Here is a 23,247-nt window from a genome sequence, read left to right on the forward strand (position 1 = left end):
TGAAGAGGGAGAGGCTAATGAAGAGAATGGATTTGAAACTGGCTTTGTTGATTTCAGGGATCTGTTTTGCATCTGGCTTTCTTTTGCTGCCATATCAAATGGAGTTATTAAAATCAGCGATGTCTGCAAATGAATTTGAGGAAATGACCGGCGGTGCCTCCTTGGTTGTTTTATCTCTAGTATCATCTGTTCAATTATTTATCATGAGTTTCATCCTTGCTTTTCTTGGTTTTAAACTGGCACGAAATACTGGTTTTTCTTTTGACATCCTGCAATCTCTCTTTGAAAAAGGAAAAAAGAGGCTATTCAACCGTTCATCTCTGTTGCTTTCCATTGTTCTTGGAACTGTGACGGGATTCATGATTGTCGGCTCAGACCGCTTTTATTTTCAGTATCAGATTCAGCAGATAGGGGAGAGCACGCCTGAATTCTCTTGGCTCGGATTATTCGCGGGTGTTCTGGCAGGCGGAGTGTTTGAGGAAACCCTGATGCGGCTGTTTTTAGTGAGTTTGCTGGCATGGATTTTTCAAAAAACGGCTGGAAGAAAGAGGCAGCAGCTGCTTAAATTTTATATCTGGGCTGCCATCATCATTGCTTCACTAGTATTTGCTGCCGGTCATTTACCGTTCACTTCAATGGTATTTGGTGATTTGACTGGTATGATTCTTTTCCGCTGCTTCCTGCTGAATGGTATCGGAGGTTTGTTTTTTGGTTACCTCTATTGGAAAAAAGGGTTTGAGTATGCAATCGTCTCGCACATGTTTGCTCATATCTCGATGCAGCTGCTGTTTATTCCATTATTCTATTAAAAAGGGAGCTTGAATACAGATGATTGAAGTCGCAGGTGTTACAAAAACGTTTGGAAGTCAGACTGTGCTGAAGAACGTCAATTTTAAAGCAGAACAGGGAAAGATTGTAGGACTCCTTGGACCAAACGGAGCCGGGAAAACAACATTTATCCGAATACTAAACGGCGTCATTAAAGCTGACAGCGGGACGATTTCGATCTTGAATCATGATCCTGTAACACATGGCGATGAGATCAGAAAGATTTCAGGCATTGTTACAGAAGGTGCAGGTTTGTATCATCAATTAAGCGGTGAAGAAAACTTAGCTTTTTTTGCAGATTTATATGGAGTCAAGGATAAATCCAGAATCATTCAATTGCTTGAGCTGTTTGATCTAGCTGAGCATAAAGATAAACCTGCAGGAACATACAGTACAGGCATGAAAAAAAGACTTGCGCTCGGAAAAGCGCTATTACACAGTCCCAAATTGCTGTTTCTGGATGAACCGACAAATGGCCTCGATCCGGACGGCATCAAAATGGTCCTCGCATATTTGAAAAAATACAACGAAGAAACCGGCACAACTATGATTATCTGTTCTCATGTACTGCATCAGCTGGAAGCTGTTTGCGATTCCTTCGCGTTTCTTGAGCATCAAACCATTGTTGAGCAAGGCACAATGGCTGAACTTGAGAAAAAGTATTTAAAAGAAATCAAGGTAAAAGTAAACACAGATATGAAGCTTCATAGAAAAGAATACTTGGAGTTTCGTTGTGAACAGCGAGCAGAAGGCGAAGTCATCTTCACACTGCCTGCAAAAATTGATATCCCTTTTTTACTGAGGGGGATTTTAGAAAATCATCATGTCTATTCCGCAGAAATTTTAAATAATGATCTTGAATCTATTTATTTTAAAGTAAGGGAGATGCACAATGAATAGCGCAATGATGAAGGCGATTATCAAAAAAGATTTAAGGGATATTTTTCGCAGCAAAAATTTGTTTGCTACGCTGATTATTATTCCGGTTATTTTTTCAGCAATCATACCTGCAGCTCTCCTTGGAAGTGCTCTTATTTTTGATATCGAAGAGATGGCGGGAAATGATGCACAGAAGCTGATCAGCAGTTTCCTGACTCATTTAAAACAGGAGAATCTCGTGCTTGAAACAGCCGAACAGCAATTTGTTTATTTGTTTATTAACTACATGCTTCCGTCCTTGTTTTTGCTGGTGCCGATAATCACGGCAAGTGTGGTGGCCGCCAACAGCTTTGCAGGGGAAAAGGAGCGGCGTACACTTGAGAGTCTGCTTTTTTCTCCTGTGCCGATTAAAACTCTCTTTGTGAGCAAAATTCTTGGATCTTTTATTCCGTCTCTTCTCGTCTCCTTTTTAAGCTTTTTAGTGAGCGGATTGATTATTAATATTCTGGGTTTTCAGCTGTTTGGAGAAATGATCTTTCCATCTGCCAATTGGCTCGCTCTGATCTTTTGTCTCTCACCAATGGTGTCTCTTATGACGGTCTTGCTTAACGTCTTTATCTCCTCGCGTGTCAAAACATATCAGGAAGCGCAGAACATTGGAGGCTTGATTATCCTGCCTGCTGTTGGAATGATGGCTGGTCAGTCAAGCGGTTTATTTTTTGTGGGGGCACAAATTACACTGCTGATCTCACTTGTGATTCTGATCGTGAATGCCGTTTTGCTGGAGAGAATCACGAAGTATAATGATCGGTATGTGATATTTGAAAAGCAGATTCATTGAGGGAACTCAAATTCAGGCGATAAAATCAGGTTTGCTTAATACGGATAAATCCTTGATTTACACTAAAAACCTGATTTGCACTGACAGAGCTAAAAAACCCCCTTGCCTTCTGGCACAGGGGGTTTTTTAGCTGTTAAATCTTAAGATCAATCTTCGCGTTTTTCTTCAATTCTTCCACTTTTTGAGCAAGCTGTTCCTGCTGTTTTTGCTGCTGAAGAGATTGTTCAATCTGAGGTTTTACTTCTTCTAGTTTTGGAACTTCCTGTCCGCTGCTTTTTCCTTGCTCAGCGTATTGGTCATATGTTTTTTGAATTTCTTCAGCTGAGATTTCACCTGCAGGCACTTCTTTTTCAACATACTGTCTGAATTTAATATCATCTGCAATTTGAGCTTCAAGTGTTTTCATGTCCATGCCTGATTTCTTAAGAGCTGCTTCGAATTCTTTTTCGGTTTTAAACTGTTTTTTCGTTTCGTCAAGCTGTTTTTTAACGTCTTCATCAGATGCTTTATAGCCTTTTTTGTTTGCCTCTTGAAGCAGCAGGGTTTGTCCGACTAAGCTGTCAAGTGTTTGTTTTTTCACTTGCTCTGCAGCTTCTTTAGAAGTAGGGTCTTGTCCCATTTGCTGCATTTGGCCCTGAGTCGACTGCAGGACGCTGTTATAATCGCTGCCAAGGATTTTTTCGTCATTCACAAGAGCAACAGTTTTCTTTTCATCCACTTGCTGCGCTTCTAATTTCTTTTGCATTTCTTCCATTTGTTTTTGCTGATCCTTCTGCTGATCGGTTTCGGCTGTTTTTGCTTTATCATCATTTTTTGCTTCTTTGCTTTCTTCATTGCCTCCGCATGCTGCTAAAACAACGGCCATTAGACCGGTTATTAATGATAACATTACTTTTTTCATAATCGATCTCCTTCCTTCAAGCTAGAAGTATAATTTTTTCTTTTGAAAAAAAATCATCTAGTGCGCATTATAAAGGAAATCCTGTGAAAAAGAAACCTTATCGAGCCGATCTGAAGAATTGTAACAGGATTGAAACGTTTAATATCAGCAAAGGGCATTAGGAAAATATGTTAGAATATGGGCATCTGAGTAAAAGGCAGGAAAATAAATCCTGATGCTAGGGACTAGGGGACCTTCCATGGAGCTGGAATGTTTTAATTCTAGAATTAAAGCATAGCCTGGACAACCTCAATTGTCCTACCTGCAGAGTATATGGAAAACCGCAGGCCCTTTGGAATTGCTTTAGGGGCTTTTGCTTTTAGTGAGGGGCCTTTAATCATGCTTGGATATACTTATGAACAGCATACGAAGCTTAGAAGAAGTCCATACTTTGAGAAAGAAATTCAGCAAAATTCTAAAAAAATGCAATTAAAAAGGAGATTACTATGACACAGATACCTAACAGCAAACCGTGTTCAGAATCAAGAGTTTTTCAAACAAACCGTGTACTGCCGCCTGATACGAATAATCATCAAACCTTGTTCGGCGGGAAATTAATGGCTTCAATAGATGTTGTAGCCTCAATTTCAGCTGCGAAACATTGCCGGTCAGAATGTGTCACAGCATCCATGGATTCGGTGGATTTTCTGCATCCGATTCGACCGACTGATGCGGTGCATCTTGAGTCTTTCGTCACTTTCACGGGAAGATCATCAATGGAGGTATTCGTAAAAGTAACGGCAGAAGATTTAATAAGCGGTGAATCCAGAGTAGCAGCGACAAGCTTTATCACATTTGTTTCATTGAATGAACATGGTAAGCCAAAAGCCGTTCCGGGAGTTTATCCTGAAACAGAAGAGGAAAAATATTTATTTGATTCAGGTGAGGAGCGCTCGTTAATCAGGAAAGCAAGAAGAAAAGCGAGCATTACATTCTCGGAGAAAATTAAGCAATATTAATTGGCCATACATACCGCGCTCGCCTTGATAAAAGTACACCAAAGCAGTGTATTAGGGAAGAAAATCGCCTCCACCCTGAAAAAAGCCGCAATAAAATCAATAATAAAAAAGAGGGAAGATCCTTTGGGGATCTTCCCTTTATTTAAGACTAATGAAATTGCGATTTTCATACGAAGCAACACAAACAAATCTTGAAGTAAACTTATATTCAATAGATAAGCTAGAATTTTTCTGGAAACTGCTTCATAATTCCTGCCGAAAGAACATCGGACAGCATCATCAAATGATCCAGCCCTTTATCAAATGCTTCAATACTCGCATTCCAATCCTTTTTAAGTCGGGCAGACAGATCTTCAGAAATAAATTGAAGATGAATATATAATGCTTCCTTCAGTTCTTTTTCAGACCAGTTCGGATTTGCGCTGCTCAAGAACTTGGCCATGTCATCTGCATTCTTATGCCATTCAGTATTAAATTTCTTAAAGTCAGATTGATTGCCGCTTTTTGCAGCTGCAGTCAATTTTCCTGCAATCAGAATGTGTTCTCTTAAGAGCTCAGCAAGCTTGTTTCCTGCTTCTTCCCCGTAATAAGGCTTAATGGCATTGCCAATGTCATCCTGATTTTTTAAGAGCCTTGCAAGCAGCTCTTTTTGATTCTCAAGATCGTTAAGGGAACTGACCACATAGCTTTTTGTCCAAACCGCATGATCAGTCCAGAGCCTCCTCATGCTTTCTTTTAAAGCAAGCGTTTCTTTTGTGATGCATTCTTCGCGTGCCTGTGTCATGTCTTTTGCATCAGTTTTTATCGGCGACATGACGAAGACTAAGGACATAATCAGCATTCCAGCAGTTATTAAGTGTTTTTTCAATTGGAAAATCTCCTTTATAAAAGTAGTGCGTGACATCAATAATTTGCATGTAATCCTAAGTTTCATTCTTCTTCCGCATGAAACTCCCGATCTGCTTTTTCTATTGGATTATTTTCAAAACCGTATACCTTATTGATCTCTTTTGTCACTTCATCTAAAAATTCATCAGATATTATCGGTATGTTTTCTTTAATCATTAAAATCCTCCTATGCTTGAATAAAAATAGTGTTAGCGCAATGGCACAACATCATACATTTCCTCCTTTTATTGACCGGTAGCTTATTGGATTAAAAAAGTCAAAGGATATGAATTATTTTTATTTACAACTCTTAAGGATAGGAGTATGATAACCAACAGTTTCATATTTATTATTCGCTTAATCCATAAGGAGCGGGGAACCCGATATTGTGATAATTTTCGCAAAGGGGTGAATCCTATTCATATAGGTAGGGATACTCTTTTGTCCCGAATCCGTCAGCTAACCCCGTAAGCGTTAAAAGAGAGGATGTGTAGCGGTGAGACTGGGATCCTAATGTCCATTATGCTGTTCGTAATGACTTGCGGACAATTATGATTGATTCGCTAATTAAATATTTACTTTCTTAAATGATACCTTCAAGAAAAAGGTCAAAGGGCGAAAAAATGGTGGTGCAGAAATGTTATCTATGCTTAAAAGAATAATCATTGGGGCTCCCTTAAAATCTACAGAATTAGGAGAGCAAAAATTAAATAAAAAGAAAGCACTGGCTATTCTGTCTTCAGATGCCTTATCTTCTGTAGCGTACGGGCCAGAGCAGATCCTGCTTGTCTTAGTAACAATAAGTGCTGTTGCATTTTGGTACTCCATGCCAATTGCAGTAGGGGTACTATTTTTATTAACGGCTCTGATCTTATCCTACCGTCAAATTATCTATGCTTATCCACATGGAGGAGGAGCATATGTCGTTTCAAAAGAAAACCTTGGAGAAAATGCAGGTTTAGTTGCAGGAGGTTCACTCTTAGTCGATTACATATTGACAGTAGCTGTAAGTGTCTCAGCAGGAACAGATGCGATTACTTCTGCATTTCCAGGCTTACATGATCATAATGTCATCATTGCTTGTTTGCTGGTTGTTTTTATCACCATACTAAATCTCAGAGGAATCACCGAATCGGCTTCGATTTTAGCCTATCCAGTCTATTTGTTTGTATTGGCCCTTTTTATTTTAATAGGGGTAGGGATATATAAAATCATAACCGGGGATGTTTCATCTGATTTGCATGCACCGATAGGGACTCCTGTTGCAGGCATTAGTTTATTTTTGCTGCTGAGAGCCTTTGCTTCAGGAAGTTCTGCCTTAACTGGGGTCGAAGCAATCTCAAATGCGATACCGAATTTTAAGGAACCTGGTCCTAGAAACGCAGTCAGAACGCTGATGGCAATGGGGTTATTGCTTGCCATTTTATTTTCAGGAATCGTATTTTTAGCCTATTACTTCGGGATAGCTCCAAAACACGAAGAAACCGTTGTTTCCCAAATTGCAGCTGAAACGTTTGGAAGAAACTTTATGTATTATTTTATCCAGGGAACGACAGCTATGATTCTTGTTCTCGCTGCCAACACTGGATACTCTGCTTTTCCATTGCTTGCATTCAACCTTGCAAAAGATAAATACATTGCAAGAATGTTTACGATGAGAGGCGACCGATTAGGGTATTCAAATGGGATCATCACTCTTGGAGTCACGTCCATTTTACTAATTATTATTTTTAAAGGGCAGACAGAACAGCTCATCCCCCTTTATGCAGTAGGCGTGTTTATTCCATTTACCTTATCCCAGACAGGGATGCTCGTGAAGTGGCTGCGTGAGAAGCCTAAAGGCTGGGCGGTTAAACTTGCGATAAATTTAACTGGAGCACTTATCAGCTTTCTTGTCATGATGATGTTCTTCATAACAAAGTTCTCGCAGGTTTGGGCGGTGCTGATCTTTTTGCCTCTTATCGTTTTAGGATTTCATCAAATTAAGAAGCACTATGTGGCCGTTGGAGATCAGCTGAGACTCACAACATGCGAGCCGATCAAGCCGATTGAAGGGAATGTCATTATCGTGCCGGTAGCCGGAATGACTCACGTAGTAGAAAATTCTTTGAACTATGCAAAATCATTATCCGCAGATCAAATCATTGCGGTTTACGTTTCATTTGAACGAGTCGATGAAAAAATATTTGAAGATAAATGGAACAAGTGGCAGCCGGATATTCGGCTTGTAACTCTGCAGTCTTATTATCGAAGCATCATTCAGCCGTTGACTAAATTCATTGATACAGTAGAGAAAAAAGCAAGTGAATCCAACTATAGGGTTACGGTTTTAATCCCGCAATTTATTCCAAAAAAAAGCTGGCACAATATTCTTCATAACCAGTCAAGTATCTTAATAAGGACGTTTCTGCTGTATAAAAGAAATGTCATTGTCACTACCGTTCCGTATCATCTGAAAAAATAGCGGGAATATCAAGGAGCTCTTTAAAAGAGCTCCTTTTCTTATGGGTAAAAGAAATGGCAGTGTGCATGTATTGACATTTTTTTATTCGGACATTAAAGTTAAATATGTTAATAGTTAAACAAGTGAATAATTAAACAATAGAACAATCGATGAAATGAGGTGGAAAAATGTCAGGAGAAAATATTAAAGAACTGGTAGACCGGTACATAGCGGTATCTTTTTCTGTTACAAGCATTGCCGAGAATCTGGTCAAAGAGCAGATTGGAAGTGATCTGACGAATGACCAGCACTATATGCTCAGGTATATCAATCATGCACAATCATGCACATCTTCTGAATTGGCAGAAGTGTTTAATGTGAAAAAAAGCGCGATAACCGCGATTATCACAAGAATGTTTGAAAAAGGACTGATTGAGCGGACGCGTGATGAAAATGACCGCCGCGTTGTCTATTTGACGCTCACCGATAAAGGAAATGAACTGTATGAAAAAGCAGAAGACCGGATTCATAAACTTGTGGAATCCTTCATTAATAAGTTCGATCCGATGGAAATTAAACAATTTATAGAAACGTATGAAAAACTCAATAAAGTTTTAATAGAAAGCAAAGAACAATAACTGGGGGAAGATCATGAAGACAATTATTAAAAGCAAATGGCTTGTTCTGATTGCCTGGCTTGCTGTTGTGGCAGGATTATTGTTTGCGGCCCCGAATATGGCGGATTTAGTGAGGGAAAAAGGACAGATTGATGTTCCTGAAGGGTATTCTTCCTCATATGCCTCTGAGATTTTAGGCGAAGTGCAGAAGGATGAAGGCGGCGGAGATGAAAGCAGCGTTGCACTTGTTTTTTACAGTGAGAAAAAACTGACGAAAACAGAAATAGCCGAAGCTGAAAAAGCCATCAGGCTGCTTGAGAAGAATGAAGATAAGCTTGGAATTACAGAAATTCTCACGCATTTTAATGAAGATAGTTTAAAAGAACAGCTTGTATCCAAGGATGGAAAAGCAATATTGGCCTCAATCAATGTAGCCTGGAATGAACGTGAGCCTGATGAGGTCAGAGAAGCCTTATACAGTGCGATCCATGAAGTAAAAGTAGATCACGATTATACGGGGAACTGGATGATCAATGAAGATTTGATGAAAAGTTCAGAAGAGGGCCTGAAAAAGACAGAAGGCATTACAGTTGTCTTTATATTAGGCGTTCTGCTCTTGGTTTTCAGATCAATCGTGGCACCTCTTATTCCGCTGCTTGCAGTTGGATTTAGTTATTTAGCTTCACAATCAATTGTTTCGTTTTTAGTCGATTCATTTCATTTTCCGATTTCCAATTATACTCAAATCTTTTTAGTTGCCGTCTTGTTTGGGATCGGAACAGATTATTGTATTTTGATTTTAAGCAGGTTTAAAGAAGAATTATCTGCTCATGAAACCGTTCCTGAAGCCATTGTGGCAACTTACCGCAATGCCGGACGCACAGTGTTTTTCAGCGGTGTCGCCGTTATGATAGGCTTTGCAGCGATTGGTTTTTCACAGTTTAAACTCTATCAATCTGCTTCTGCGGTTGCGGTTGGAGTTGCTATTTTACTAGTAGCTTTGTTTACAATTGTTCCTTTTTTCATGGCGGTTTTAGGCGGGAAGATTTTCTGGCCGTCAAAAAGTAAAGCAGAACACGGAGAAAGCAAGCTGTGGGGAGTATTAGGAAGATTCTCTCTTGCACGTCCGTTCCTTTCGCTTCTGATCGTAGCTGCCATTTGCGTTCCATTTTTAGCAGTCTATGACGGAGAGCTATCCTTTGATTCACTTGAAGAGGTCAGCGGAGATGTGGCCTCGATTAAAGCATTCAATGCAATCGCAGACAGCTTCGGTCCAGGGGAATCCATGCCGACTCAGATTGTCATGAAAAATGATGAAAAAATGGATTCTGCAGAATATGCAGCACTTGCAGAGAAAATCAGCCAGGAGCTTGAAAAAGTGGACCTGGTCGATAACGTCCGCTCAGTTACACGTCCTGCAGGAGAACAGGTAGAAGACTTCTTTGTCGCCAAGCAGGCGGAGAGCCTCGGTAAAGGCATAGGCGATGGAAAAGAAGGACTGGATGAAATCAGCAAAGGGCTGAATGAAGCAGGCAGCGAGCTTTCAAAGTCTGAGCCTGAGCTGAATGATGCAGCAAATGGCATAAACGACTTGATTTCGGGTACTTCGGAGCTTCAATCAGGACTGACGGAAGTTCAAGCGAATTTGGCGAAGGTAGAGGATGGGATTCGTCAGGGTTCAGCAGGCTCCAGTGAAATTAAAAAGGGGCTGGAACAGGCTAAAGCAGGCAGTGAGGAATTGCTTGCGGGATATAAAGAGCTTCTTAAGGGATACGAAGATATTCAAGGGAAATTGGAAAACTTGAGTGCTCAATATACACAGATTCAAAACGGCTTGTCGACTTTGGATGGGGCTATGGCTCAAATTTCACAGCAGGATTTTGCTTATCTTGAAAAGAAATATGCAGGAATAGAAAATGAAGCCCAGTATCAAAAATTAAAAGGAACAGTTGGCGCTGTCCAGCAGGAGCTGCCTAAGCTTTCTGCAGGATTAAGACAGCTGAACTCCGGTTTAGCTCAATTGACTGCAGGAATGAATCAGGCAAACGCAGGCTTCGCTGAAGCTAATGCAGGACAGCAAGGAGTAGCTGGGGGTCTTGATGCTCTTATTACAGGCGTTGATCAGCAGCTCGCAGGACTTAACCAGCTTGCTGACGGTCAGGGGCAAATCATTGATAATATGCCGATGTTCACAGAGGGACTTGTCGGAATTAACTCCGGCCAAAAACAGCTGCTTGACGGGTTTGGAGATCTTGGGGGGCAATTAGGTCAGCTCACAGATGGACTGAATCAAAGTGCAGACGGACTGAATCAAGTTTCAGACGGACTTGGGTCAGCTCAGGATTACCTTTCAGGCTTATCAAAGTCATCAAATACTAAAAGTTTTTATTTGCCTCAGGAAGTGTTAGAGAGTGAGGAATTTGAGCAGGCTCTTGATGCCTACATGTCAGAAGACCGCAAAACTATGACTCTAGATGTGGTAATGGAGGCAAGTCCGTATTCAAATGAGGCGATTGAACAAGTGCCCGAGATCAAAGAAGCAGTAGAAAGAGCTGTCAATGATACGAAACTTGAAAATGCAATAGTAGCAGTTGGCGGGATTACAAGTACAAATGCAGACTTAAGTACAGTTTCTGCACAGGATTATTCCCGGACAGTAGTCCTGATGCTTGTCGGCATCTCGATTATTCTCATTTTTATGTTCCGATCTATTATTATGCCAATCTATATTATTGGGTCCTTGGTTTTAGCTTATTTTACCTCTATGGCTATTAACGAAGTAATCTTTGTAGATATTCTGCAGTATGCCGGCATCAGCTGGGCGGTGCCATTCTTTGGATTCGTCATTCTTGTCGCCCTTGGCGTCGACTACAGCATCTTCTTGATGGACCGCTTCAACGAGTACCGCGATCTCTCAGTAGGTGAGGCGATGCTGATGGCGATGAAAAAGATGGGAACCGTCATTATTTCAGCAGCGGTTATTCTTGGCGGAACCTTTGCTGCTATGATGCCTTCTGGAATGCTGTCCTTGCTCCAGATTGCATCTATCATTCTAATAGGGTTGTTCTTATACGCGCTAGTTATCCTGCCGCTGTTTATCCCGGTGATGGTGAAAAGCTTTGGGCAGGCGAATTGGTGGCCGTTTAAACGGATTTCTGACTGAACAGTATTAAATAAAGCCGTCCTCTTAATGAGAACGGCTTATTTGATTAAAGAAGCATTGAAGCGCAGTGTTTTCGAAATGTAAAATATATAAATTGCAAATAACCTTAAATTGAAGGTGGATTCCGGGCATTCGGAGGAATGCTTTTTTCTTATTATTTAAATGGAATTATAATCCTGCTGATCGGGAAAAAGAATGACTTTTTACTGGAAATTTATAGGTAATATTGATAAGCTAATGAGGGGCAATAAGAAGTAATCATTGTGTTCTTTCTTTATGTGAAAGGCCTTGGTTTTTGTTGAATATCCCAGCGTTTTATTTGAATGAGTATTATTTAATGATGTTTAAAATTAATTTTAGCAGGAATAGAGAAGGTCGTGATTAAGTGAACTCAGCAAATGGAATGGAAGATTGGAAAAAAAATATTATTCTCTTTTTAAGCAGTCAGACGATATCCCTTTTTGGTTCATCCTTGGTTCAATATGCGATTTTGTGGCATATCACACTTACTACTGAATCAGGTGTAATGATGACGCTGTTCATCATTTGCGGCTTCATACCTACCTTTATTTTATCCCCCATTGCGGGTGTATGGGCGGATCGCTACAATCGAAAAATGCTGATTATTTTATCAGATGGACTGATTGCAATCGCAACACTTATACTCGCAATTGTATTTTTAATGGGATATGATGCGATTTGGCTGCTCTTTGTTATGGCTGCAGTTCGTGCAATCGGAACAGGCATTCAAACCCCGGCGGTGGGAGCCATTTTACCTCAAATCGTTCCAAAGGATAAGCTGACGAAAGTGAACGGAACAAATGGAAGTCTTCAGGCAATTATTATGTTCGTGTCACCACTCGTTAGTGCAGCACTGTTGACAATGGCTTCCATCGAAATGATTTTTATGATCGATGTCATTACCGCAGCTATTGCGATTTTGACGTTACTTGTGTTTTTTAATATTCCGGTGCATGAGAAAGCAAGCGAAAAACAAACTACGAGCTACTTCGATGATTTTAAAAAAGGATTAACGTACATTAATAATCACGATTTTCTTAAGATTTTCTTTCTGTTTTTCGCTTTTTTCTTTGTCTTGATGGCACCTGCTGCATTTTTAACCCCATTGCAAGTTACTCGCAGCTTTGGAGAGGGTGTTTGGCGGTTAACAGCCATCGAAATCGCTTTTTCGATTGGTATGATGGCGGGTGGAGGAATTATTGCTTCTTGGGGAGGATTTCAAAACAAAGTTTATACGATGACATTCGCAAGTCTTTTAATGGGAGCTTGTACGTTTGCGCTCGGGATTGTTCCTGTCTTTTGGATTTATTTAATTTGTATGGCTGTATTTGGAGTTGCTATTCCACTTTTTAATACGCCAACTATGGTTTTATTACAAGAGAGAGTAGAAGAAAATTATCTGGGGAGAATTTTTGGTGTATTTGGGATGATATCGACGTCGATGATGCCGATAGGGATGCTCATTTTCGGTCCAATCGCAGATATAATAAAAATTGAATGGCTGCTTATTGGAACTGGGCTGCTCATTTTAATACTTGCAATCTTTTTAGGCAGAAACAAAATATTAATTGAAACCGGAAAGCCAATGAAAGAAGATTCCAATTAGTTAGGGAATCAAACGCGCTCTCTAAGTACTCAAAACACTGATATTGCCCGTATTAGGGAATCAAACGCGCTCTTTGGGTACCCAAAACCAGGATTTTACCTGTTTTGGGGAATCAAACGCGCTCTTTGAGTACTCAAAACCAGGATATAGCCTGTTTTGGGGAATCAAACGCATTCTTTGAGTACTCAAAACCAGGATATTGCCTGTTTTGGGGAATCAAACGCACTCTTTGAGTACTCAAAACCAGGATATTGCCTGTTTTGGGGAATCAAACGCACACTTTGAGTACACAAAACCAGGATATTGCCTGTTTTGGGGAATCATCCGCGCTCTTTGAGTACTCAAACACTAATTTTATCTGTATTAGGGAATCATCCGCTCTCTTTGGGTACCTAAAACCAGGATATTGCCTGTTTTGGGGAATCATCCGCGCTCTTTGAGTACTCAAACACTAATTTTATCTGTATTAGGGAATCATCCGCTCTCTTTGGGTACCTAAAACCAGGATATTGCCTGTTTTGGGGAATCAAACGCATTCTTTGAGTACTCAAAACCAGGATATAGCCTGTTTTGGGGAATCAAACGCACTCTTTGAGTACTCAAAACACTGATTTTATCTGTATTAGGGAATCATCCGCTCTCTTTGGGTACCCAAAACCAGGATATAGCCTGGTTTGGGGAATCATACCCACACATTGAGTACTCAAAACCAGGATATAGCCTGTTTTGGGGAATCAAACGCACTCTTTGAGTACTCAAAACCAGGATATAGCCTGTTTTGGGGAATCAAACGCACTCTTTGAGTACTCAAAATCAGGATATAGCCTGTTTTGGGGAATCAAACGCGCTCTTTGAGTACTCAAAACCAGGATATAGCCTGTTTTGGGGAATCATATGCGCTCTTTGAGTACCCAAAACCAGGATATTGCCTGTTTTGGGGAATCAAACGCACTCTTTAAGTACTCAAAACCAGGATATTGCCTGTTTTGGGGAATCATACGCACTCTTTGAGTACTCAAAACCAGGATATTGCCTGTTTTGGGGAATCATACTCACTCTTTGAGTACCGAAAATCAGGATTTTGCGTGTTTAAGGGAATCATCCGTACTCTTTGAGTACCCAAAACCAGAATATTGTCTGTCAACAAAGAGGAGAAGTGTTTATGAAGGAAATATTCATACATTCGCTGAAATATATATGTATGGATACTAAATATACGGGTGTAAATGACGAAACCCCCCTAGGAGATGATCTGAGATGGAAACACGGGTGAATCAAATTGAGCTGAATGGACTTACTTTTCAATATCGTGAGAGCGGGGACCCTTCTGCACCGCCGCTGGTTGCACTTCACGCGCTGGGAAAAAGTGCAGAATCATGGGATCAAGCGGCTGCAGTATTAGGAGAAAAATACCGTGTTCTAGCATTAGATCAACGGGGGCACGGCGGGAGTGCGAGAACAAGTACATACACTTTTGAACTGATGTGCGATGACTTGCTTCATTTTGCGAATGAAATGGATTTGGAACGGTTTACGCTAATTGGTCATTCCATGGGTGGGACAGTATCCTATCTTTTCTCTGAAACTTTTCCGTCAAGGGTAGAACGGCTGATTGTTGAAGACACTCCTCCTCCTTTTCTGGATAAGCTGATCGAAGTTCCTTCCAAACCAGCTAATCCCCTGCCGTTTGATTGGCTGGTTGTGCCTTCGATTCTGCGGCAGCTTAATGAACCAAATCCCGAATGGTGGGCGCGGCTTACCGACATTACCATGCCGACTCTTATTATAGGCGGTGGGTCCAGTCATATTCCTCAAAACAAATTGCAGGAAGTTTCTGAGCTGATTCCGAATTGCGAATTGGTGACGATAGAGGATGCTGGGCACTTTGTGCATGAAGCTAATTTACCAGCCTTCTTAGCTGCCGTAAAAGGTTTTCTTCATTCATGAGTTTCCGAACGCTTTCATGATTTCCTTTCCTTTATTAAACAAACGGGCGCATTTCTGTAAATGGCATGATCCCCTTATAGTAGACACATTTAAAAAAGCGCATTAATCTGTCTACTAGGAGGGGGTATTTTTTATGGAGAAAAAAGCAGAGACTTATGATATATCGTTTAAGAAAAAAGCGGTGGATTTATATCATCAAAAGAAGAATTATTCAGCTGTTTCCAGAGAATTAAACATTCATCGAAAAAACATACAACGGTGGGTTAAACAGTTTAGTGAAGATGGGATTGTTAGTCTTAGAGAGAAACGCGGAAGAAAAAGTATGTCTAGTAAAGTCTCTTCATCTACCATTGAAAGTCCTCAAAAGAAAATAAAGCGATTAGAAGCTGAGAACGAACTGTTAAAAAAGCTTTTAAAGATGTGAAAGGGGGAATTGATTTAGAACTTAGTAATCTATTTCAAATCATCGATGATTTATCCAAACAAGCTCATTCTATACAGCTACTTTGCCATCTGGCTAAAGTATCAAGAAGTGGATACTACAAGTGGGTAAAGCGTAAAGCATTACCTTCGGATAAGCAGATAGAGGATGAGAAGCTAAAGCAGAAAATAATGGAATGCCATCAGAAATATAGGGGCATCTATGGTTATAGAAGAATACAAATTTGGTTAAAGAGAACCTATGATATTCACATTAATCACAAAAAAGTTCAACGGTTACTAAGTGAGCTAGGTATTAAAGCAATTATCAGGAAGAAACGAATTTATTACGGTAAAAAAGAACCTTATCTTATCTCGAATAATTATTTAAATAGAGCCTTTTACGCTTCACGCCCTAATGAAAAGTGGGTAACTGATATTACGTATCTCATTTTCAATGGACAGAAACTATATTTGTCTGCCATCAAAGACCTATATAATAACGAAGTTGTTGCGTACCAAATTAGTAGACGCAATGATTATAAACTAGTCTTGGATACGTTTAAAAAAGCCATAAAAGGAAGGAATGTAAAAGGAATCCTGCTCCATAGTGATCAAGGATACCAATACACGTCCCATAACTATAATCAGCTACTCACAAGATATAAAATGAAAGCTAGTATGTCTAGAAAGGGCAACTGTTGGGACAACGCTAGTATGGAAAGTTTCTTCAGTCATTTAAAAACAGAATGTTTTAACCTGTATACTTTTAAAACTTCACAAGAGGTTAGAAGGTCTATTAAAGACTACATTCTCTTTTATAACCACGAAAGGTTTCAAAACAAGCTAAACAACCTGACTCCTATCGAATATAGAAGCCAGGCTTCTTAACTGCGCTTATTTTTTGTGTCTACTTGACAGGGGTCAGATCATAAAAAGGAGTGCGCCTTATTAAATTTTATAAAGTAAGGAGCAAATGGCTTGGTTTTAAAAATGAAGCAATCGGGCAGGATTGTGGAATAAAGCCAATTGAGCATAACCCGTTAGTTCAAATAAGGGATAAGAAAAAGTTATTAATCTTATTAAAAAAATAGTCATACTATTTCAATAAATGTAGTGTTATATTTCCTTATAAAGGGAGTGTTGAGAATGAGTATATTTACTATAAATTCAATTGGAGCAGTTTCCAACGAACGTAAAACACCAGAAGATGATTTTTGGGGGGAAGTTGTTTCGGTAATAAATTTAGAAAAAGAATGGGATATAAGTTGTCTAGATGGTATAGAATCGTTTAGTCATTTAGAAATAATATACCTCTTTCACCTGGTTTCAGATGAAAATATACAATATACCTCAAGACACCCAAGAAATAATAAAGAGTTTCCTAAAGTGGGGATTTTTGCACAGCGAGGAAAGAATCGTCCAAATAAAATAGGTGCTACAATTGTTGAATTTATCAAAAAAGAAGAACTATCTATCATGGTCAAAGGCTTTGATGCAAATGATGGTACACCAATAATAGATATAAAACCTGTTATGAAAGAATTTTTACCAAAAAGAGAAACAAAACAGCCTTCATGGGCTTCTGAGTTAATGGAGAATTATTGGGAATAGTAGATAAGAGGTATTTATATTGGGTCAGGAATTAGGTAAGACTTTCCGTGCTATAAGGGAATGATTCCATAAAAGATGGAGTTAATCACCTAATTTTTAAATATTTCGGACATATTAGTTGAAGATTGGTTTCATGATATGGGATCAACAATCGTGCCATTTACTTTACTAATAAAGATTGGCTTTTTCTTCTTCAACTAAAGGCAGGCAAGGTTTAGTTCATTTCTTCACACAAACTATATTTTTACAATATAGTTATAGTAGATAATTAAATTTATAAATAATTTTAATAGACTATGATATAGTTATAATTGAGACAGAAAAGGTGTGTTCCTAGGTCGCGCCTGGCTTTTTGTAACATCTGAGCAGGAGCCCCTACATCTTTTTTGCAAATATAGGGGATAAGGACGGGTATAATGAGCAGCATACAGAAAAAAACAGACGTTATCTTAATTGGTGGCGGTGTTATGAGCGCGACTTTGGGATCATTATTGAAAGCGCTAGCACCGGAATGGGAAATCAAAGTGTTTGAGAAGCTCGCAAACGCAGGAGAAGAAAGCTCTAACGAATGGAATAATGCGGGTACGGGACATTCTGCACTGTGTGAGCTTAACTATACATCCGAAAAATCTGACGGATCTATAGATATTAGCAAGGCTATTAAAATTAATGAACAGTTTCAAGTTTCAATGCAGTTTTGGTCTTATCTCGTTAACTGTAAGCTGATTAATAATCCGCAAGACTTTATTATGCCAATACCTCATATGAGTATGGTACAAGGGGAAAAAAATGTTGCGTTTTTAAAGAAACGTTTTGAAGCGCTGATAAACAATCCTCTGTTTAAAGGTATGGAATTTTCGGATAACCCAGAAAAACTGATGGAATGGATCCCGCTAATTATGCAAGACCGTCCATCAAACGAACCTATTGCAGCAACAAAAATCGACTCTGGTACAGACGTTAACTTTGGTGCTTTAACACGCATGTTGTTTGATCACTTAAAGAATCAAAACGTCGATATTAAATACAAACATTGTGTTGATAATATTGTACGTACTAGCGATGGCTCATGGGAATTAAAAGTGCGTAATGCCGATAACGGCAGCATAGAACGCCATACTGCTAATTTCGTCTTTATCGGAGGCGGGGGAGGAAGCCTGCATTTACTGCAAAAATCTGGTATTCCTGAAGGGAAACATATTGGCGGATTCCCAGTAAGCGGAATATTTATGGTATGTAAGAATCCGGAAATTATAGCGCAGCATCATGGAAAAGTATACGGAAAAGCTAAGGTTGGAGCTCCTCCAATGTCTGTTCCGCATCTTGACACAAGATTTATCGATAATAAAAAAGCGCTGCTATTTGGGCCATTTGCCGGCTTCTCACCAAAGTTCTTAAAGACAGGTTCAATGTTTGATTTAGTAACTTCCGTAAAACCGAATAATGTCTTAACAATGCTTGCGGCAGGCGCAAAAGAGATGTCATTGACAAAATACCTGATCCAGCAAGTTATGTTATCGAAAGAAAAGCGCATGGAAGAGTTAAGAGAGTTTATCCCTAACGCTAAGAGCGAGGATTGGGATTTAGTAGTAGCTGGCCAACGTGTACAAGTTATCAAAGATACTGCTGAAGGCAAAGGAACGCTTCAATTTGGTACCGAAGTTATTACTGCAGCTGATGGCTCGATTGCAGCATTACTGGGTGCTTCTCCAGGTGCTTCTACTGCTGTTCACGTTATGCTTGAGGTAATTAATAAATGCTTCCCGCAGCATATGAAAGAGTGGGAACCAAAAATCAAAGAAATGATTCCTTCTTATGGCGTGTCACTAATGGAAAATCCAGAGCTTCTGCACGAAATTCATACTTCAACAGCAGAGACGCTTGGTCTAAGCGCAAAAGAACTAGCCTATAGTTAATTCTTTGGATGTAAAAACGAAGGTATATAATGAAAAAGTTTAAGTTGCATTTTTCATATATGGACAATCGTTTAATTAATCAAGAGGTTTAAAAGGCGATAATTGTAAAAAGAGATAAAGAAAATTCACATAAAGAATTGAGTAAATAATCGAATATCGTTGAAGATAAAACAGAGGACCTTTAATCTATCTTTAGATTGAAGGTTCTTTTTTCATAAAAACGCCAGTTATTTTATTCCAAAAGTGGTTCAGAAGGATTTATGCATATTGAGATAACTTGGGCTTTGGTTTTACCTTATAAAAATTGGACAAACTGAAATGTATTCTTAAAAGTATTGATGTATAATTAATTTATATGAAATTAACTTTCTGAATTATTACTTTTTTATTGGAGGAAAATATGAAACTAGGTGCATTTTCTGTAAGTTTAAGTGTAAAAGACATTAACAAATCAAAATTATTTTACGAAGATCTAGGATTTCAAGTCTTTGGAGGGGATATTACTCAAAATTGGCTTATTATGAAGAATGAAAGCTGCATAATTGGTCTCTTTCAAGGAATGTTCGAAAAGAATATTCTGACTTATAATCCTGGGTGGAATGAAAATGCCGAAAATCTTAAGTCGTTTACAGACATTCGAGACATCCAAAAGCAGCTTAAAGCAAAAGGAATTAAAATACTGTCTGAAGCAGATGAAACAACCGAAGGGCCTGCAAGTTTTACAATTGAAGATCCTGACGGTAATCCCATTCTTGTAGATCAGCACAGATAAAATAGAGGACGGAATAGGAACAACATAAAATTCTCCTTCTGTTTCAAAAAAACGTTTAGTCGATTTCACTTGGGATCAGTCTTTTTGATTCACCATAGGTGTTAGAATGAAACTTCCTCAACGAAAAGGAGGAAAGGGGGCTTTACTTCAATAAGGAGTAAAGCCTTTTTATTTAACTAAAGGGTCAGAAATAAAAGAAAATCTCTATATATAAGAAGACTTTTTCAGAACGGAAGTGCTTACTCACATTTAATTTTGAATTAGTATGAATATGGACAACAAATCAAATATATATTTAGATAGGAGTGTGTAAATGGGGGGGGGATTACTCTGGCAAACGCAATTGTTGCAAGGTCGCTTGACGAAATAAAATTTTGGTCAAGGATTATGAAAGAGCACGCCTTATTTTTAAGTTTAGGGTTTACCCATGAACAGAAACAATTGATTACTGAAGCACAGCAGTTTATCACTGTTTTTGAAAGAATAGAGGAAAAGTTGAGCAAGTTCACGGTAAACTCAGATTTACGTCAAATACAGGCTTTTAATAGAGAGGTTTTTCAAGCAGCTGCTTCAATATGGCAATACAAGAGAAAAGTGTTAGGTTTAACATTGCGCTGCGAAATTCGTTCTAATAATTTCCCGTTATTGGTTGATCACATTAGCAGAGAAGCAGCTTACTTTGCTAATCGACTAAAAGAACTCAATGAAGGTAAACTAGTCCCTAAACCAGAAGCTATTATAGAAGAAAATGTTTTCTTTCTCAGAATCATGGCAGATCATGCTAAGTTTATCGGACATCTTTTAGATCCTTCGGAACGAAAATTAGTAGAGCAGGCAAGGGAGTTTAGTCATGATTTTGATCAATTGGTTTTTCAGGCAGTTGACTTGGAATCTATGCGGCCACAATCAGAAACTGGACCTATACTAAGCCAATTCTTAAATCAAAATAAAGTTTCAGTAGCTTCGTTAAGGGATTTTAAGAAAACAGCAAGAGAGTTAATAGAAGCATGCCGTATTAAGAGCATTATACATCCCCTTTTAGCTGATCATACTTTTAGAGAAGCTGAGAGGTTTCTTGAGATCATCGATTTATTTGAAGCGAGTCTAGAATAGGCCATAAATAATTAAATTGATGGCTTTAGTGATTACAAAAGGACGTATTTAGTCCTTTTTTTGTTTTTAAGGTTATATCCAAACATCATAAGAGTGTCTGTCGTCTGCATAATAAAACTGCATGCACTCTAATATGAACATGAAGCCCGTACAGGTTACTTTGAATTAGTCCTTTTGGATTCAACTGTAAAATTCACTCTTAAACATGGATCTTGTGCCTGCTGATTTTGTAGAGAAGGAAGATACCTTTGAATGTTTAAACTATGGTTGGCCTGATATCCTAAGTAACTTGAAAAGGTTGCTTGAAACGGGAAATACTTTGTCGTCTCTATCAATAGATAAATGAGTTAAGTTATAATTGAAGTATATTTATATGGTAATGATTATCAATAGAAGAAAATAGGATGAATTTTTTCAGACATATAAAAAGCTCTAGCAGATATAAACTAGAGCTTTTCGTTGTGTACCTGGCTAGGGTGCAGTTTTAAGTTATCTCATATTTATTGAGGTAACAGCAAGATACCATCACCGATTGGACGTTCACCTGCAGCATCAGAAGGTGTGCCTGCCAATTTTTGATTTACTGTCATGGTTGTGGAGCCGCCCCCATCAAGATTTAGGGCGTTTACGGCACCTAAAGATTTTAAAAGTTGTGCACTTTCTTTAAAGTTAGCTCCAACGCTATAACCTGGTTTTCTTCCATCAATGGTTACCAAAAGGATAGTACCATCAGCTTTAATTCCAGCAACGGTTCGGGGGTGCCGTCTTTGGCCGAACTGATAAAAGAACTCAGGGTTATCAGGCTGGTGAAATCCTTCTGCAGTTGAAGGGATGTTTATCTTTTTATTTTCCAGGAGTCTTGGGCCGCCATTGATAATTCCAATTCCTTTTCTTGAAGGAAACGAGCCTTCTTCTGTAAACATCTTTTTCTTAATATTCACCTTTTCTCCAGCTTGCAGATGATCATGAATCCACCGTGCATTTTCTGATGTACCCGATAAAACTGTACTTCCTTCAGGAATTTTGCCTCCACGTGCATCTTTGATTTCAGTAATGATCCCTTTGCTGTTAATGACAGCTTCAGCACCGTCACCAGAAGGAGTATTTGTTCCAAAGTGTGAAGAGTACTGGATCAATTCGCTTGCATCTGTGCAAGTATAATCATGTTTTGGCTGATTGGTTTCTTTATCACCGACACCACCGCATCCCCGAATAAGGCCAGGTACCCGGTTTAGACCATCTATTTCCCTTTTTTCACCATCAGATGTTTGTATACTGAGTTTTGTATTTACCGTAGATATGGAGGCATGATTTTTCTCGTTCAAAATGAGGCTTGTTCGACCATTTACAGCCTCGCTGATAAGCTTGCCATCTACCATAGAAATACCTGCAAGGTCGCCCTCAGTTCCATCTTTTGGACCCATTACAAAATATCCGCCATTAATACCGGCTAATGCATTCATCCTCATCGACATACTAGTCAGCTTTTCTTTACTTGGGACTTGGTCATTTGCTATAACAGGCGATATATGCCCTTTAAACGTTTTTGGGTTTATCTCAAGAACATTAACAACCCATGGTCCTGTAGTCGCATCTCCATCTTCTCCCGTAAAAACAACCCTTGAATCGCTGTAGCCTCCTGACGCCAGTTCCTCTTTTAAACTCTTTGCTTCTGACTCTGCCTGGAATGGACCGATTCTCACTAGATATCCAAGAGGTACTCGTTCTGGATCGTCTTGTGCTCTTTCATTGATCTTTTGAATAAATGAATCATAGCCTTGAGAAGCCAACTTTTCTTTTAGTTTAATTGCTTCATTATTTGAAGTAAGGAAATCTACATTTACCATAAAGGCATCTTCACGATTTGTTTTTCCGTAAACGAGTCTAGAAAATGTTACTCCGTCCTGTAATTTTTGTGATTCTTTAGTTTCATACTTCATAAATGGTGATTGAGTTTCTGTTTTAACAGTTTTCATTTTTGCATCGTAACCATAGGTAAGAGATGGAGTTAAAAAAATACATAAAGCTGCTAAAGTTATATGAGAAAACCTTTTAATACCTTTTTTATGAAGTTGAAATATTTGTTTCTTCATCATTGCCTCCCTTAGAGTTGTGTCTACTTTAGTTTAGTTTACTTTACTAAATTGTTATTAAGCTAGAGTAAAGGGAACATTATGTGTTTATGAACATTTGTTTACAGAGTTAGAAATAGAAGGATTTTGATTGATAATAAATAATTTATCTATTTGGTTAAGACGTTTTTGATGCTATTAACAAACA

Annotated in this window: 19 protein-coding genes and 1 riboswitch; of the genes, 15 read left to right on the plus strand and 4 right to left on the minus strand. The window is 38.9% G+C overall.

The annotated features are described in order from the left end of the window. Positions 1-17: 17 nt before the first annotated feature. The 3 genes from QLQ22_RS06585 to QLQ22_RS06595 are packed head-to-tail and all read left to right on the plus strand — an operon-like array spanning position 18 to position 2,548. Positions 18-809: a CPBP family intramembrane glutamic endopeptidase gene (locus tag QLQ22_RS06585; protein ID WP_223440551.1), complete on the plus strand. Its 792-nt coding sequence runs from the start codon at positions 18-20 to the stop codon at positions 807-809. A 19-nt stretch (positions 810-828) separates the two neighbouring features. Further along, positions 829-1,728 carry an ABC transporter ATP-binding protein gene (locus QLQ22_RS06590; protein WP_284016261.1) on the plus strand — a complete coding sequence of 300 codons (900 nt, stop codon included), beginning with the start codon at positions 829-831 and terminating at the stop codon, positions 1,726-1,728. Further along, the gene (locus QLQ22_RS06595; protein WP_284016262.1) at positions 1,721-2,548 is read left to right on the plus strand and encodes an ABC transporter permease subunit; all 828 of its coding nucleotides are present in this window, start codon (positions 1,721-1,723) and stop codon (positions 2,546-2,548) included. The genes QLQ22_RS06590 and QLQ22_RS06595 overlap by 8 nt, the downstream gene beginning before the upstream one ends. A 133-nt stretch (positions 2,549-2,681) precedes the next feature. Here QLQ22_RS06595 and QLQ22_RS06600 read toward each other — a convergent pair whose 3' ends face one another. Beyond that, positions 2,682-3,449, minus strand: a complete 768-nt coding sequence (locus QLQ22_RS06600) for a SurA N-terminal domain-containing protein (RefSeq protein ID WP_284016263.1) — start codon at positions 3,447-3,449, stop codon at positions 2,682-2,684. A gap of 485 nt (positions 3,450-3,934) precedes the next feature. Here QLQ22_RS06600 and QLQ22_RS06610 point away from each other — a divergent pair, with 485 nt between their 5' ends. After that, positions 3,935-4,447 (plus strand): acyl-CoA thioesterase, encoded by a 513-nt coding sequence (locus tag QLQ22_RS06610; protein WP_223440560.1) that lies wholly within the window; start codon positions 3,935-3,937, stop codon positions 4,445-4,447. A gap of 220 nt (positions 4,448-4,667) precedes the next feature. Here the strand turns inward: QLQ22_RS06610 and QLQ22_RS06615 are convergent, their stop codons facing one another. Continuing rightward, positions 4,668-5,315 carry a glycosyltransferase gene (locus tag QLQ22_RS06615; protein ID WP_284016264.1) on the minus strand — a complete coding sequence of 216 codons (648 nt, stop codon included), beginning with the start codon at positions 5,313-5,315 and terminating at the stop codon, positions 4,668-4,670. A 62-nt stretch (positions 5,316-5,377) separates the two neighbouring features. Continuing rightward, positions 5,378-5,512, minus strand: coding sequence for a bacitracin ABC transporter ATP-binding protein (locus tag QLQ22_RS06620; RefSeq protein WP_284016265.1), 135 nt, complete (start codon positions 5,510-5,512; stop codon positions 5,378-5,380). Positions 5,513-5,679: 167 nt separating this feature from the next. Then, positions 5,680-5,825: riboswitch (cyclic di-AMP (ydaO/yuaA leader) on the plus strand. Between the two features lie 147 nt (positions 5,826-5,972). Between QLQ22_RS06620 and QLQ22_RS06625 the strand changes: the two genes are divergently transcribed. The 11 genes from QLQ22_RS06625 (at position 5,973) to QLQ22_RS06675 (ending at position 20,967) form a co-directional block, all read left to right on the plus strand. Next, a complete protein-coding gene (locus tag QLQ22_RS06625; RefSeq protein WP_284016266.1) occupies positions 5,973-7,799 on the plus strand; it encodes an APC family permease in 1,827 nt (608 codons plus the stop codon). A 167-nt stretch (positions 7,800-7,966) separates the two neighbouring features. Continuing rightward, positions 7,967-8,416: a MarR family winged helix-turn-helix transcriptional regulator gene (locus QLQ22_RS06630; protein ID WP_223440564.1), complete on the plus strand. Its 450-nt coding sequence runs from the start codon at positions 7,967-7,969 to the stop codon at positions 8,414-8,416. Positions 8,417-8,429: 13 nt separating this feature from the next. Continuing rightward, positions 8,430-11,558 (plus strand): MMPL family transporter, encoded by a 3,129-nt coding sequence (locus QLQ22_RS06635; protein ID WP_284016267.1) that lies wholly within the window; start codon positions 8,430-8,432, stop codon positions 11,556-11,558. 403 nt (positions 11,559-11,961) lie between these two features. Continuing rightward, the gene (locus tag QLQ22_RS06640; protein WP_284016754.1) at positions 11,962-13,185 is read left to right on the plus strand and encodes an MFS transporter; all 1,224 of its coding nucleotides are present in this window, start codon (positions 11,962-11,964) and stop codon (positions 13,183-13,185) included. 1,257 nt (positions 13,186-14,442) lie between these two features. Next, positions 14,443-15,132 (plus strand): alpha/beta fold hydrolase, encoded by a 690-nt coding sequence (locus tag QLQ22_RS06645; protein ID WP_284016268.1) that lies wholly within the window; start codon positions 14,443-14,445, stop codon positions 15,130-15,132. Between the two features lie 133 nt (positions 15,133-15,265). Then, the gene (locus QLQ22_RS06650; protein WP_284016269.1) at positions 15,266-15,556 is read left to right on the plus strand and encodes a helix-turn-helix domain-containing protein; all 291 of its coding nucleotides are present in this window, start codon (positions 15,266-15,268) and stop codon (positions 15,554-15,556) included. Next, positions 15,553-16,443: an IS3 family transposase gene (locus QLQ22_RS06655; protein WP_284016270.1), complete on the plus strand. Its 891-nt coding sequence runs from the start codon at positions 15,553-15,555 to the stop codon at positions 16,441-16,443. The genes QLQ22_RS06650 and QLQ22_RS06655 overlap by 4 nt, the downstream gene beginning before the upstream one ends. Before the next feature lie 264 nt (positions 16,444-16,707). Further along, positions 16,708-17,166 (plus strand): SAM-dependent methyltransferase, encoded by a 459-nt coding sequence (locus tag QLQ22_RS06660; protein ID WP_284016755.1) that lies wholly within the window; start codon positions 16,708-16,710, stop codon positions 17,164-17,166. 416 nt (positions 17,167-17,582) lie between these two features. Next, positions 17,583-19,082 carry a malate:quinone oxidoreductase gene (locus QLQ22_RS06665; protein WP_284016271.1) on the plus strand — a complete coding sequence of 500 codons (1,500 nt, stop codon included), beginning with the start codon at positions 17,583-17,585 and terminating at the stop codon, positions 19,080-19,082. A 400-nt stretch (positions 19,083-19,482) separates the two neighbouring features. Beyond that, positions 19,483-19,854 carry a VOC family protein gene (locus tag QLQ22_RS06670; RefSeq protein ID WP_223440572.1) on the plus strand — a complete coding sequence of 124 codons (372 nt, stop codon included), beginning with the start codon at positions 19,483-19,485 and terminating at the stop codon, positions 19,852-19,854. 330 nt (positions 19,855-20,184) lie between these two features. Next, complete coding sequence (locus QLQ22_RS06675) at positions 20,185-20,967, plus strand: DUF2935 domain-containing protein (RefSeq protein WP_284016756.1); 783 nt, start codon at positions 20,185-20,187, stop codon at positions 20,965-20,967. Between the two features lie 500 nt (positions 20,968-21,467). On the opposite strand, the gene QLQ22_RS06680 is transcribed toward QLQ22_RS06675, so the two are convergent. After that, positions 21,468-23,060: a phosphodiester glycosidase family protein gene (locus QLQ22_RS06680; RefSeq protein WP_284016272.1), complete on the minus strand. Its 1,593-nt coding sequence runs from the start codon at positions 23,058-23,060 to the stop codon at positions 21,468-21,470. Positions 23,061-23,247 lie beyond the last annotated feature (187 nt).

Origin of the sequence: Metabacillus hrfriensis (assembly GCF_030127205.1) — a bacterium.
Taxonomy (GTDB): domain Bacteria; phylum Bacillota; class Bacilli; order Bacillales; family Bacillaceae; genus Bacillus_P; species Bacillus_P dongyingensis.

Bases quoted from the DNA above. Each gene is read 5' to 3' on its own strand.
- QLQ22_RS06585 (WP_223440551.1), top strand. From the start codon at position 18: ATGAAGAGAATGGATTTGAAACTGGCTTTGTTGATTTCAGGGATCTGT.
- QLQ22_RS06590 (WP_284016261.1), top strand. From the start codon at position 829: ATGATTGAAGTCGCAGGTGTTACAAAAACGTTTGGAAGTCAGACTGTG.
- QLQ22_RS06650 (WP_284016269.1), top strand. From the start codon at position 15,266: ATGGAGAAAAAAGCAGAGACTTATGATATATCGTTTAAGAAAAAAGCG.
- QLQ22_RS06630 (WP_223440564.1), top strand. From the start codon at position 7,967: ATGTCAGGAGAAAATATTAAAGAACTGGTAGACCGGTACATAGCGGTA.
- QLQ22_RS06665 (WP_284016271.1), top strand. From the start codon at position 17,583: ATGAGCAGCATACAGAAAAAAACAGACGTTATCTTAATTGGTGGCGGT.
- QLQ22_RS06635 (WP_284016267.1), top strand. From the start codon at position 8,430: ATGAAGACAATTATTAAAAGCAAATGGCTTGTTCTGATTGCCTGGCTT.
- QLQ22_RS06670 (WP_223440572.1), top strand. From the start codon at position 19,483: ATGAAACTAGGTGCATTTTCTGTAAGTTTAAGTGTAAAAGACATTAAC.
- QLQ22_RS06620 (WP_284016265.1), bottom strand. From the start codon at position 5,512: ATGATTAAAGAAAACATACCGATAATATCTGATGAATTTTTAGATGAA.
- QLQ22_RS06625 (WP_284016266.1), top strand. From the start codon at position 5,973: ATGTTATCTATGCTTAAAAGAATAATCATTGGGGCTCCCTTAAAATCT.
- QLQ22_RS06600 (WP_284016263.1), bottom strand. From the start codon at position 3,449: ATGAAAAAAGTAATGTTATCATTAATAACCGGTCTAATGGCCGTTGTT.
- QLQ22_RS06610 (WP_223440560.1), top strand. From the start codon at position 3,935: ATGACACAGATACCTAACAGCAAACCGTGTTCAGAATCAAGAGTTTTT.
- QLQ22_RS06645 (WP_284016268.1), top strand. From the start codon at position 14,443: ATGGAAACACGGGTGAATCAAATTGAGCTGAATGGACTTACTTTTCAA.
- QLQ22_RS06595 (WP_284016262.1), top strand. From the start codon at position 1,721: ATGAATAGCGCAATGATGAAGGCGATTATCAAAAAAGATTTAAGGGAT.
- QLQ22_RS06640 (WP_284016754.1), top strand. From the start codon at position 11,962: ATGGAAGATTGGAAAAAAAATATTATTCTCTTTTTAAGCAGTCAGACG.
- QLQ22_RS06680 (WP_284016272.1), bottom strand. From the start codon at position 23,060: ATGAAGAAACAAATATTTCAACTTCATAAAAAAGGTATTAAAAGGTTT.